Genomic DNA, 13,338 nt, shown 5'->3' with positions numbered 1-13,338 from the left:
AAGTGTAACCGAACCTCGTTTCCAGAATACCTCTACTTGTTTCCAACTTGTAAACAAGGACATTAATGATTTTCTAATATACACTATTTACGACCATAAGATCCCAGCTGTTGTTTAGAAAAGGAGTAAGGAGAGTCACTCTTCTTTAACCATATATTCCCTTTAATGATGAAGATGTATACAGCAAAAACAAAGTAGATCGTACCCGCAATCCAGTCTATTGCCGTTGGGATGTCTCGCTGTACTATTGCATGTATATACCAAATTCCGACTGGAACATGCAGGAGAAATGCCGTAAACAAGCCAGGATTATATAGGGTTTTTGCTTTAATATTTACGACGATACCGTGCCAGACGACCTGAAAAAATCCCATAAAAACGGGTGCGAGTCCAAGCCAGATTACTTGCGGAAACCATACGGGGAGCAGGTAAAACACATAGGCAATTGCAACATTGATAATCATCGCTGATTGAGTGTTTAAGGGGTAATGATCGGGTGCTTCACTTTTAAACATAACGTTGTTAAATAAACCAGCAAAATATCCAGGCCAGCGGTACTCCTCAAATTGATGAAACAATATAGCTACAAAACTCAACCATAACATGCCTGTTATATCCGAAAAGATAGCTTGATTCATAAGCAAAACAACACATACGACCACACCGATTATAGCCCCTGCATCTTGCCAATATTTTCTCAAATAATTCATATTAGTCACCCCTATGCTTTATTTTTGATCAAAATATCTTTCAAACAGCAGATTTAATTGTTCCTCTATTGAAGGTATTTTCACAACTGCCCCTGATTCAAGAATCGGACTCATCAGTGCGGGCAGAAAAATAGCTCCGAATATTTGCATCATCATCGCTAACAAGCGCTCCGGCTGTTGCTCGCCTGTCAGCTCCTTGATCGTGTTCTGAACCTTTGGAAATCCCATTATGTTTAAAAACCTTCCGTATTCCTGTTGAGATGTAAAGGGCGTGCTACCCATGGCAATAATTCGCGAAAGAAGCTCTGGATATTGACGAATGACCTGTAAATAGTTATGTAAAAATTGTTTCAGTCTATCTTGGGGGGGGATCGCTGTATTATCCAAAATAGAAAAGGTATGTTGAAAGCCATTTAATATCACTTCAATAGTTTCACTGAGCAAATTTTCCTTGGAGCCAAAATAATAATTAACTAATGAAATATTAGTAGCAGACAGATCGGCAATTTTTCGGATTGTAACCGCCTCAAAACCTTCCTTTTGAATAAATTCCAGCGTAGCGTCTAAGATTTTTTCTTTGGTTTGTTGTTTTTTGTCTGGGTGATTCATGTTTTTCCTCCTCCTGTTTTGTTCAATCATAACGGACAAATGAAACGGACAACTTTATATAAGCAACTTTTCAAACAACAATTTAAACAATGTTTAAATTGTTGTTTGAACTCAGTTTAGCACTTTATATTTCACAAAACAAGGAGTGATTTGAGATTTAGGGAATAGAAAAACCCGCATACGAATGAGATCGTTTGCGGGTTGATTGAATTGAGGTTGAGAAAAGGACTAAATAGCCCAATTTCCTTTGCGGAACACGGCTTCTTTACTTCCATCTTGCAGTTCGCCATCAATATCCAGCTCAGCTGAGCCGATCATGAAGTCAACATGAGTCAGACTGACATTGGCACCATTCTGGAGCAGCTCCTCCCGGTTCATTTGTGTCCCATTTTCCATATTAAATGGATACGCACTGCCTAGGGCCAAGTGACAGGAGGCATTTTCGTCAATACCTGTATTGTAAAAAATACGATTGAGATTGGAGATCGGTGAATCGTGCGGCACCAGTGCAACTTCTCCCAAATAGCTGGCCCCTTCATCCGTAGCGAGCAAATGAGTCAGATGCTGCTCGCCGGATTCTGCTGTATATTCAGTGACTTTACCGTCCTTAAAGGTAAACGTTATGCGATCCACCAGTTGTCCATTTAAATTGAGTGGCATGGTACTTGTGACATGACCATTCACACCTGTACGCTTAGGCATCGTGAACACTTCTTCTGTCGGCATATTCGCGACAAAGTAATCTCCGCGCTCGTTCTCCCCACCGCCGCTGCGCCAAATATGCCCGTCAGCCAGTTCAATTCGCAAATCTGTTCCTGGTGCACGATAGTGGAGACTTTTATACTTTTTATGATTCAGCTTGTCTTGTACCTGTTCAAGGTTTTTCAAATGTTTCTGCCAATTCTGAATAGGATCAGAGCCATCTACACGGTTCATTTGGAAGATTGTATCCCACATGACACATATACGATCCTCTTCTGCTACATCTGCAAATACTTTATCGGCCCAAGCCTTCGTCGGCGCTTTAATCAAACACCAACTAATTTTATGATTTCGGGTATATTTGGAAAAACCCTCTCTCGCCGTAGCTGCCGCCTTGGTCGCACGAGAAACCTTTTGTGGATCAATGCCTTGATATAAATCGGGGTTCGGCACTTTAATCGTTAGTGTGGCTCCACCCTCTTCAGCAAATTTCTCCATCATTTCTGCCTTCCAAGCAGGGTAGTAATCGAAGCTAGCTTCGTCACCATGTTCAAAACGACTACGTGTAATGGAATCATCCTCAAACTCTACCTGTACATATTTAGCGCCTGCTTCATAGGCTTTGCTGACAATCAGGCGTGTAAACTCAACAGTTTCTAGTGGTGCAGTTACCAAAAACACCTGTCCAGGCTGAATGTTAACCCCTACTCTTACAACCAGTTCTGCGTATTGTTCCAACAATGATTCAAATGTACTCATTTTTCCACGCTCCTGTTCCGTTTTGATTATATTGAATAATTTTATCATTACAGTACGGATTGCTTCTCCAGTTCACGCAGCTCCACTCTTCGTATTTTGCCTGAGCTGGTTTTAGGGAGTTCTTGAATAAACTCTATTTTTCGTGGATATTTATAAGGCGCCGTCCATGTTTTCACATGATGTTGCAGTTCCTTCACTAACGCCGGTGATCCTTCTACCCCAGCTTTGAGTACGACAAAAGCCTTTACAACATGTCCACGGATTTCGTCAGGGCTGGCTACGGCAGCACATTCCTGCACGGAGTAATGCTTCATAAGCGCTTCCTCTACTTCAAAAGGACCAATAGTATAGCCAGAACTGATAATGATATCATCCCCACGTCCTTCGAACCAGAAATATCCATCCTCATCTTTGCGAGCCCGGTCTCCCGTAACAAAATAATCTCCGTGGACACTAGCTAATTTGCGTTCTGGATCATGGTAATACGTATGGAATAATGCCGGCAGATCAGCGCGTACCGCAATATCGCCCACTTGCCCCGGAGCCAGCGGAATGCCATCCTCGTCTACGACCTCAACGAGTCCCAGTGCAATAGATTTGCCCATCGAGCCTGTACGCAGAGGTGCATCCTTTAAATTACCAATAATTAATGTGCTCTCCGTTTGACCGTAGCCGTCACGAATCGTAATGTTGAACTGCTCCTGAAACTTATTAATGACCTCCTGATTGAGAGGCTCTCCCGCAGAAACTGCGCTGCGCAATTGGGATAGATCATATTGATCCAAACCATCCGTTTTCGCCATAATCCGATATTCTGTCGGCGTACAGCACAACACTTGGATTCCGTACTGCTGCATGAACTGCAAATAGCGACCCGGACGAAACGAACCATTATATACGAATCCGGTCGCTCCATTCCCCAGTACAGATAAAAACGGACTCCAAATCCACTTTTGCCATCCTGGTGCAGCTGTAGCCCATACTACGTCTGAAGCTCGAATATCCAACCATGGTGATGTTATCCGCAGATGAGCATATCCCCAGCCATGGCTATGTACAACACCTTTAGGATTTCCCGTGGTGCCCGAAGTATAGGCCAGAATGGCCATGTCGTCACGGTGCGTCTTCACAGCTTCAAAAGTATCTTCCTGTCCATCCATCAGCTCATTCAGCACGAGCCAGCCAGATACATCTAGCGTGTCGTCCCCGGAGACCACGATACGATAATCCAGAGTAGGCAAATCATCGCTTATTTTGTCCACTTCACCTGTTACTCCGGTCCAGGCAATGACTGCGCGTGCTTCAGAATGGCGAAGACGATATGCAATATCCTTGGCACGCAGCATTTCTGAAGATGGAATGACAGCAAGCCCCAGCTTCAAGCAGGCTAAATAAATTACATACGCAATAATACGCCGTGGTACTACGACCAGAACTCTGTCACCTTTGTTAAATCCCAGACTTGCGAGTCCTCCAGCCAGTCGATTAGCCTTTTTCAACAGCTCTCCATAGGTGATTTCTTCGTATTCTCCTGTCTCACTCAGCCACTTAAGTGCTGTTTTATCAGCCTCATGGTGTTCCATTTCCGAAGTCATATTGTAAGATTCAGGCGCAAGCCATTGTTGTTGATCTGTCAAATTATACCTTCCCCTTTATACATAAGATGAGATCCACTTTCTTACTGTAGTATAACACGTCTTAGTACCAGGTTCTAATACCAGAATCATTTTTTTGGAAAAAAAATGAATTGGGTAAAAACAACCACAAAAAGAAAGAGCCTGATTTCAGACTCTTTCTCTTCACTGCAATCTTGATCTACAACTGGAGTTCTACCACTGTATAAGCCGCTTCCTGACCATTTACGAGCAACGCAATCCGATGCGTTCCCGCATAATGGCGACGAGTTGTCAGGTCTGCAAAACGGTGTGTCCGTGTACCTGTAAGATGGGTTCCTCCGGAGACCGTTTTGTCAGATAGCAAAAACAGTTTACGTGAGACTTGTCCTCTCGCCTTTACAAAGTCAATGCCGTACTCGATGCGGACTCGTACCGGGTCACCTTCACGAAGCTGAAGCGCGTAGCTCAACTCACAGCTATCACCAAGCTTTAGCACGGTAGGGTCTGTGGTGAAAGAGGCACCCGTGACCAACGGTGCCCCGTCTGTTTCATCCGCATAGCCGAACATTGCCATCACTTCGGGGATGGATTTGCGAATCAGGGTCCGGCAGCCATGACGCACAATCCAGTCTGTGTCAGGATGTGTCCCTTTCCACCGTTGAGCCGTAGCAATGACCACATCAGGATGATCCTTGGCAATATCGTTCAGGTTGTTGGCTACACTTTTACGTACATATAGTGATCGATCGGCTTTCAGTAATTCCAATACAGCCAATACTGGAGCAGGATCGCGCTTAAACACAGGCAACGCCTGTCCCCAGGGTAGCCGTGGACGGCAGCCTTCGCTGGCAAGACGACGAACGTGCTCACTTTGATGTCCCGCCCAGGTCGTCATTTGCTGCATCATCCGTTCCGGTTCACGCAGGAGGAAGGGTCTTACGGCGAACTCCGCAGAGGACCTAGATGTGAATCGCTCCAGCGCCTTCATGGACAGGTCCCAATCCCCTTCTCCCTGCCCATACACCTCCACAAAATCGGGGAAAAACAAGTACGGAAAACCACTGCAATGCTCATCTATAGTAAAAAGAATACCCAGAGCTTCTTCATAATTACTGGGCAAAAATGCCCCTAATGTTAACGAAATACGCCGTATTCGTTCTTTCAGCTCCAGCTCATCCCATTTTTCATCCATCACTTGATGGATAAATCCGATGGTATCGAACGGCCTGTATGCAGACTGTACTTTTTCACCGAATTGTTGAAGAAAATTCTCCGTGTACATATTTTTTAAGGGCTCGGCCATTATATATCTCCTTTTGAATGAGGTTGAGAGAATTGTAGCAAGGCATACTAAAAATGCCAAGTCCTATGATGAGGACCTGACATTTTTACATCAACACAAGAAATCGATTTAACTTATAATTCGTGTTGGGCAAACCAATTGGTAATGCGTTGCAGTCGTTCCACGCGAAGCTGCGGGTGCCCTTTTCGTGAAAGCTCGTGACTTGAAGCTGGAAAACGGACAAATTGCGTAGGTTTCCCCAAGCGACGCAATGCTGTAAACAGCTGTTCTCCCTGCTCTATAGGGCATCGCAGATCCTGCTCCCCATGTAATATGAGCAGCGGTGTGTTAATTTGCTGCACATAAGCCAGTGGAGATTGCCTCCACAAGAGCTCGCAATCCTCCCACGGATTCCCGCCGACTTCATCTTCAGTAAACGAGTACCCTATGTCGCTCACTCCATACATTGACAGCCAATTAGATATGGAGCGCTGGGTTACAGCTGCGCGGAAACGATCGGTATGGCCAACAATCCAGTTTGTCATAAAGCCACCATAGCTGCCCCCTGTTACACCCAGCCTTTCCGGATCAATGAATGGGAACTGGCGTATAGCCTCGTCCACTGCGCTCAGTAGATCAGTGTAATCGCGTCCGCCGTAATCTCTAAGGACGACATTGGTAAAAGACTGTCCGTACCCTCGGCTTCCTCCGGGATTCGTGTAGATGACTGTATATCCCTGAGCGGCCAGCAACTGAAATTCATGAAAAAAAGAATTGGAATACATGGCATGAGGGCCACCGTGTATCTCCAAAATGGCAGGATAGGATACTCCCTCCTTAAACCCAGCAGGCTTCATTACCCATCCCTGCACCCGTCGGCCATCCTCAACCTCCGTCCAAAAGCACTCAGGCACACTAATCTCAATCTCATCAAGCAAAGAATCATTTACTCGTGTCAGCCGTTCCTCAGTTCCTGAATGAATCGCAATCCGGAACAAATCGCCTGGTAAAGTTACATCGGTGGAAGCGGCAATGATATGCTGCTCATCCGATGTAAGCTCGAATTGGTAAATTTCTCGTTCTCCTTGCGTTAAAATTTTAAAAGTTCCATCAAGAGCAAACTGATATACGTGCACATTTCCTTCACGTGTAACCAGCGTGTACAGGGATTGACCGTCGGCACTAAAGCGTGGTGGTCCTATATGAAGATGTGAACGCATGTCGCTCATACCCGCATTACCAAGGTGAGCGTCAAGCATCTCACTAACGCATACTGCCGTCCCCCCACTGGAAGGAACCGTGTACAGTCGGGTCTGAGTAGCGCCTTTGGCATGTCGATCATGGCCGTAAAAGGCAATCGTTGAACCGTCGGGAGAATAAGCAGCACTCTCGATGTGCAGTTCAGTATAGGTCAGCTTAAGCGGTGCTGCGGCATCATCATTTGAAATCGCAGGAGTTATCGTAAACAAATCATTTAGTTCACGTAAATCCGTATCCTCTTTCGAATGTTCTGCTATTCTGGCGACGAATAAAATACGTTGAGCATCCGGTGACCACACAGGCTCTGCCACATCATAAGCGCCGGAAGTCAGTTGAACTGTGTGCCCCGAAGTCACATCCGTTACATACAAGTGATCACGAGTATCATCCCACAGTCCATAGCCGTCGGATTTAGCTTTCGTTCGATTAACAACTCGTCCCTTAAGTTGCGCCTCCTGAGTTCCTTCATCGGATATCGGGCTTGACGGGTTCTCGGCCGTTTTAGCTACAAACGATATGCAGGTCCCATTAGGAGACCAGGCTAATGAACGAACGTTGTTCTCTACGTATGTAAGCTGTCGTGCCTCTCCCCCGCGTTCTGGAATAATCCATACCTGGCGCTTGCCGTCTGTTGTACGGAGAAAAGCTAGTTGTGATCCGTCGGGTGACCAGACAGGCATTTCATCTTTCGGTCCGTATGTAAAGGGTAATGCGCTAGCGCCATCGGACGATAATAGCCAAATTCCTGAGTTATAATCTGTCCGTTCTTTATTAATATACTGTTCTACGTAAGCGATTTCACCACTAATAGGATGAATAACTGGATCGCTAACCCAGTGAAGTCGATATAAATCCTCGGCTGTTATACAGCGCTTGGTCGTGCTAAATTGCGAGTCGCCCAAAAAAATCCCTCCTTATATCATCAGATTCCACATTTTCAAATTTTAATTAATCCGATTAATTTTATGTGATTATAATAATTATACAATTACGTTACTCTTTTAATTTATTTCTGTCAATTTGTCCAAAATTAAAAAGCCCCTCTCTCAGTCGCTATCGACCAGAAAATACCGTTATTTCGGTTAATTTCATGAGAGAGGGTAACGTTATTCATCAATCATAACTGAAAATTCATTCGCTCCAAGCCCCTTTCAGCGAACGAATCGGCTTCGTCTGTTCCGGTTGATCGGGTCTAATTTTGGTTGGCTGTCTCGGCTTCATTTTTTTCACGAATGTAAGTGGAGAATAATTCAGGATTCACCACTTTACGCAGTAAATGCATCGTCCCGTCCCCTGTTCCATGGTCAAAAGCATGGATACGTTCATATCCCCAACGCTCGTACATGGATAGCAAATAGGGATGCTTTTCTGCAGTCGCCAGTGTTACTGCAGGAGCTCCCACCTGATCACGTATAATCGTTTGCTCTACCCAATTCAACAATTTTTTCCCATATCCTTTGCCCTGGGTAGCCGGGTCTACAGCAAACCACATCACAAACGGTAGATCGGTTATAAAATTAAGGGCTCTATTTTTGAGATGGCTAACGGTAGCCTGAATGACACCGTCTACTTCCAGCACATAGCAATCATTATTTTTAATATTTTCTTGAATGAGAGCAACGTCTGCCTGAGCGGCAGGCCATCGAAGCCCCAACTGCCGAATTGTTTCATACGCCTCATACGTCACATACTGCAATCTTTCTGCGTCCTCTTGGAGTGCCAGACGATAGATTTCACTCATACTAACCCGCCTCCTTATAGTGTTTTTATAAAACGCGTGAACCACTATATAATTATTCCTATCTATTTAATCAGATATAAAAGTTAAAATAACTGTAGCATGCTCACCATCCAGCGACAAATTAATTTTTTCTATAACTCCATTTAAAATAACAATATCCCCTCGAAAGAGGGGCATTCGGTAAATCAAAGTCAACGCAAAAAAGCCCGAAAGCCGGGCTCCTTTACTTTCTTGACGAATAAAATGCTGTCCATGCCTCAGGCATTTTCAAACACAACATGTTTGCAGTGTTACTCCGCAGGGGCAGTAAAGCTGCGTTTGGCAAACTCGCTGTCCAGCATATAAAAGGCGTTGCTGTCTCTTTCAATGCGTTTAAGCTTCTGGATAACACTGTCGAACAGCGCTTCTTCCTCGACTTGCTCATCAATAAACCATTTCAAGAAATGGATCGTTGCATGCTCACGTGCATCGAGGGCCAAGTCAGCCAAATGATAAAATTTTTGCGTGTTTTGCTGCTCATGCTTGTAGCCATGCTCAAATACGTCCAGCATGGAATCGTAGCTGTTCTTGGGCTCTGGTAATGCAGCCAATGTAGCACGTCCTCTACGGTCATTAATGTATTTATACAGTTTCATGGCATGAAACCGTTCCTCCTCAGCTTGTACTAGGAAGAAGTTTGCAAACCCATCCAGACTTTCACTGGAGCAATAAGCAGCCATCGCCAGATATACGTGAGCGGAGTAAAATTCAAAGTTCATTTGCTCATTCAGAGCCTGTGCCAAATTGTCATTCATGTCTCAGGTCACCTCGGTCATGTATGTAATGATGTAACGATCATAGTGTACCACGAATCCGATCACAAAAAAACGGACGGAAATGAATCCAGTTCAGTGCTCTCACATTCCGCCCGCGATTTCCACAATCAGTTCGCAATCAAGGCTCCAGGCCCCAGACACGTTTGTCGTTTATATACAAAGGTGCTTTGTCCCAATCCGTATAAGAGGTCTTGGTAGAATCATAGGAAAAATCATCACTTTCGTTATAGTCGCTCCAGTCCGTCTTGTTCATGCGAATTTGAATATCTCCTGTATTTTCCCCTGCTGCCAGACTTCCCGCACCAGCTCCAAAGGAGATCTCCAGATAATAATCTGCACCTGTAACGGCCTTATCCAGTTTCACAAAACGTCCCTGAACGTTACTACTACCCAACTGTGCATAGTCACAATGGAATTCCTGTGACTTGTCGCCATCTACGGTATAGTAGTATCTCAGCTTAACATTTTTCAGTTCGACAGCCTCTTTACCCTTGTTTACAACACGGAACAGTGGCCGAATCTGGTTATCTCCCGGATTAGTGTCGCCCACGCGGTATTGGGCAATCACGTCTCCCGTTGCTGGAATGGGAGCTGCCGTAGGCTTAGCACTGACCTCGACAGAATCCGGGCTGGTTCCTAAAGAATTTGTTGCATTTGCTACATAATAATAAGTGGTTTCATTCAGCACTCCTGTATCCTTGTAAGTGCTGTCTGTTACCGTTGCTACTGTGGTATAAGGACCACCACTGGTTGTCGAGCGCTTGACCGTATAGCTATCGGCACCCGTCGCTTTGCTCCAAGTGAGTGTAACCTGAGCATCCCCTGCGTTTGCCTTCACATTTGCCGGAGCTTTGGGAGCTGTCGGCTCGGTTGGGCCACTACCGTTAATGAGACGGTCATACTCAGCATAAGCCGTTGCCATATCGACTTGGGACCAGAAACGGTGATACGTAAATTCTGGAGCACCTTTATCCCATTTTTTGGTCTGATTGTTCCAAGAAGTCGTGTATTTATCTTTAAGATAGGACCATTGCGGATCTTTAGTGATATTAGGTCGGATATCGCTATAGCTGGAATAGGTACCATTGCCGCCCTTGGACGGGTCAGAAGCGGTAGCGTCTGTGCCAGGGATCGTGTTGCCTTGTCCAGTCTTACCACTCCAGCCGTTCGGGATATACACTTCTTTAGTAAAATAACGATAATAATCCTCGCGAGCTTCCTTCGTTGTAATACCTATACCATCGTTATAACCCCATGCAGCATCAAGCAAAGCTTTAGACAGATCCTTAGCTTCCTTGCCTAACTCGGAATAGTCTCCTTTTTCAGCTTTCGTTCCAGCAGCAAAGAAAGTAAGTGCTTTAACATAGCTGCCCAGTACTCCGGCATCCTGCCCCGGATTCTTTGTTACCACATGGAGATTGGTATTCCCTTTATGATTGGCAAATCCGCTCCAGGTTTCAGGCTTTCCACTCCACTCCAGATTGCTCGGCAGCCAGAATTCGCCTTTAGCTGCTGTAGTAGCCACTTTCGGATTTTTGCCACCCAGAATACGCTTGCCTTGTGCATCCAAATAATATCCCTGCACGTCAGTCACAGGCCGTTCGTTGGCAAATACATAGTTCTTGGACCATGCGATCCAGTTTTCCGTCACTTGTTTAGCCATTTTAAACTGCTCGGACGAAGTATCCCCTTTCTTGGCTAAAATGTAGTACAGCTCGGCAACTCGCTCGACAAGCCAAGCCTGCATCCCGAACCAGTTGTTCGACGGTGGATCGTTATATACAGGAGCCCCTGTATAAGCCATGCCATAAAAGGTGCTTGTGCCAGATGGATAAGCCTTGTAGGCACCATCCCAGCTATTCGTCGCTCCGCCTGCAATGGCCCCCTCATCGGATTGCAGCCAAGTATAAAACTCCAGTTGGCGCTTCAGCGAGGTCGCCCAATCCTGTCCCGCCGTTGGTGAATTCGGTATTAATCCACCATCTTGGTTGGACAACGCATATGCTGCGACGACATTTTGGTAGCCCTGATGTGCATGGCTGGCACCAATACGCCAAGCCCAGTTGCCGCTTTGGCCAAGTCCGCCGCCCCAGGATGTATACCATGCCATCAGATAAAGACTGGCATCCTTGCCCGTACCAGCAATTGGACTTCCATTGGAAGCGCTTCCGGTTTTCTGGAAGTATTTATCGTACATGCCGTAACGCAAAAAGTCTCCCATCTTTTTGGCTTTATCCAAATATACGGAGTTGTCATATCCCAATTCCTTAGCCCAGTACATCGCTTGAACTGCCCGTGCATCTGCATCGGTGGCATTTGTGTAACGCCATTGCTGAGCCGGGGCATTATTTTCCTTGGTGAACAAGCTCATAAAGCCTTCATTAGGCTTGCCAAACTTTTGATTGTCTTGCGATGGATGTGGTACAACCTCCCAGACCGATTCCTGTTCCCCGCGCTGGAAGGTGTTTACATAGGCTGCTGTATGCGACGGATTCAGAAGATTTCCGAAACCGTACCAATTATCCACGTCCAACAACCAGTGCATCAGATAAGTCTGGTTGTTGCCATAGGTTGCCTTCAGCTCAGAGTCCAGTGGATCCTTGCCAGCACCATACTGACCACTTAGGCGGCTTGGGTACTGATCCGGCTGCGAATATTCTGCTGCATAAGTGGCGGGGCTGTTCGGGTTATAGTTACTCATTGTCGGTTGCTCTTCCTTACCGTCGCCTTCATTAACAGGAATGATATATTTCTCCATGTTGTCCCACGCGGATTCCAAATGCCCCCAATCCCCGGTATAATGACCATACAGTACTTCCAGCCACATCCAGTAGCTGTACGCTTCCGAAGTCGTTAAGTGTCCGTAATCCGGAGCCTCGCTCATGAGCGTTTCAACGGAATGATAAGGTATGCCTTCTTTTGAAAAGTATCCGCTAGCCGGATCCTTCAGCTGTTTATACAATTGTAGAAAGCGTGTCGATTCCGGTGTTGTAGCTGATGCACGGTCGGGTTCTGCCTGAAATAAGCCCAAGGTTAACGGAAGTACCAAAATAGCTGACATGACCATAGAGACAGATTTCCTGAACACGGATTTTCTGCTGATCACTTTGCATTCATCCTCTCCATTATCAATTTTGACTTTACACAAGATTTTATTCCGAAAAATGACAGCACAAAAAGACAGCACCATCACCTCACTTTCCCATAAAAAAGGTGGAGGACACGCTGTCTATTGCTCCAAATGCTTCGCATTGGCCCTGGAAAAAATATACCACACTAGGCGCCAAATGAGAGTCGAAAAATTATATATGTTTAGAGTTTCACAAGGAAAATTGACGAAATCAATTGGAATCGGTACTATTTCACAGGGAGGCGTTAAAACATGAAAATTTTGCTATTGCTTGGTTGTATCGTGATGTTTTTAGCCGTAGCGCTTGGAGCGTTCGGCGCACACGCATTGAAAAAGAGACTTTCCGCAGACATGATGAGCATATTCCAGACAGGAATTCAATATCAAATCGCTCATGGACTGGGTTTGCTGCTGCTTGGAGTTCTTGCTGACAGACTTGTCCATTCTTCTCTCATCGTAACCGCAGGCTGGGTTATGCTGGTGGGTATTCTCCTGTTTTCCGGCAGTCTGTATGCCCTTAGTGTATCCGGTGTGAAAAAGCTTGGAGCAATCACCCCATTTGGCGGGTTGGCTTTTTTGGCAAGCTGGGTCATTGTGATCGTGGCGGTTGTGCAGGGTTAAACAAGGGTAAAGAAACAGAGACTTGGAAAAGGAGGCGCTTCCAAGTCTCTCAAATTATTAACGTAGCATTCCTGAGTATTATGAAAGAATACA

The 13,338-nt window shown here is 45.5% G+C and carries 10 protein-coding genes; 1 reads left to right on the top strand and 9 read right to left on the bottom strand.

Annotation, left to right across the window (positions count from 1 at the left end; genetic code table 11):
- Positions 1-83: 83 nt before the first annotated feature.
- From MHH57_RS11720 to MHH57_RS11680, 9 genes are all read right to left on the bottom strand, one after another.
- A complete protein-coding gene (locus tag MHH57_RS11720; protein ID WP_340932161.1) occupies positions 84-710 on the bottom strand; it encodes an HXXEE domain-containing protein in 627 nt (208 codons plus the stop codon).
- An 18-nt stretch (positions 711-728) separates the two neighbouring features.
- Entirely contained in the window at positions 729-1,319 is a 591-nt protein-coding gene (locus tag MHH57_RS11715) for a TetR/AcrR family transcriptional regulator (protein ID WP_340932160.1), read from the bottom strand.
- A 228-nt stretch (positions 1,320-1,547) separates the two neighbouring features.
- A complete protein-coding gene (locus MHH57_RS11710; RefSeq protein ID WP_342435108.1) occupies positions 1,548-2,780 on the bottom strand; it encodes an aminopeptidase in 1,233 nt (410 codons plus the stop codon).
- A gap of 47 nt (positions 2,781-2,827) precedes the next feature.
- Positions 2,828-4,417, bottom strand: coding sequence for an acyl--CoA ligase (locus tag MHH57_RS11705; RefSeq protein ID WP_342435107.1), 1,590 nt, complete (start codon positions 4,415-4,417; stop codon positions 2,828-2,830).
- Positions 4,418-4,595: 178 nt separating this feature from the next.
- On the bottom strand, positions 4,596-5,699 hold the full coding sequence (locus MHH57_RS11700; RefSeq protein WP_342435106.1) for a DNA alkylation repair protein: 1,104 nt from the start codon (positions 5,697-5,699) through the stop codon (positions 4,596-4,598).
- A 113-nt stretch (positions 5,700-5,812) separates the two neighbouring features.
- Positions 5,813-7,840: a S9 family peptidase gene (locus MHH57_RS11695; protein ID WP_342435105.1), complete on the bottom strand. Its 2,028-nt coding sequence runs from the start codon at positions 7,838-7,840 to the stop codon at positions 5,813-5,815.
- A gap of 290 nt (positions 7,841-8,130) precedes the next feature.
- Entirely contained in the window at positions 8,131-8,679 is a 549-nt protein-coding gene (locus MHH57_RS11690) for a GNAT family N-acetyltransferase (RefSeq protein ID WP_029515029.1), read from the bottom strand.
- Positions 8,680-8,969: 290 nt separating this feature from the next.
- A complete protein-coding gene (locus tag MHH57_RS11685; RefSeq protein ID WP_039275069.1) occupies positions 8,970-9,473 on the bottom strand; it encodes a ferritin in 504 nt (167 codons plus the stop codon).
- Positions 9,474-9,612: 139 nt separating this feature from the next.
- Entirely contained in the window at positions 9,613-12,561 is a 2,949-nt protein-coding gene (locus MHH57_RS11680; RefSeq protein WP_342435172.1) for a glycoside hydrolase family 48 protein, read from the bottom strand.
- Between the two features lie 315 nt (positions 12,562-12,876).
- On the opposite strand from MHH57_RS11680, the gene MHH57_RS11675 reads away from it, so the two are divergent.
- Entirely contained in the window at positions 12,877-13,245 is a 369-nt protein-coding gene (locus tag MHH57_RS11675; protein ID WP_029515033.1) for a DUF423 domain-containing protein, read from the top strand.
- Positions 13,246-13,338: the final 93 nt, after the last annotated feature.

The organism is Paenibacillus sp. FSL H7-0442, assembly GCF_038593105.1.
In the GTDB taxonomy this organism is placed as follows: domain Bacteria; phylum Bacillota; class Bacilli; order Paenibacillales; family Paenibacillaceae; genus Paenibacillus; species Paenibacillus polymyxa_D.
This window is presented reverse-complemented; position numbering and strand designations above follow the sequence as displayed.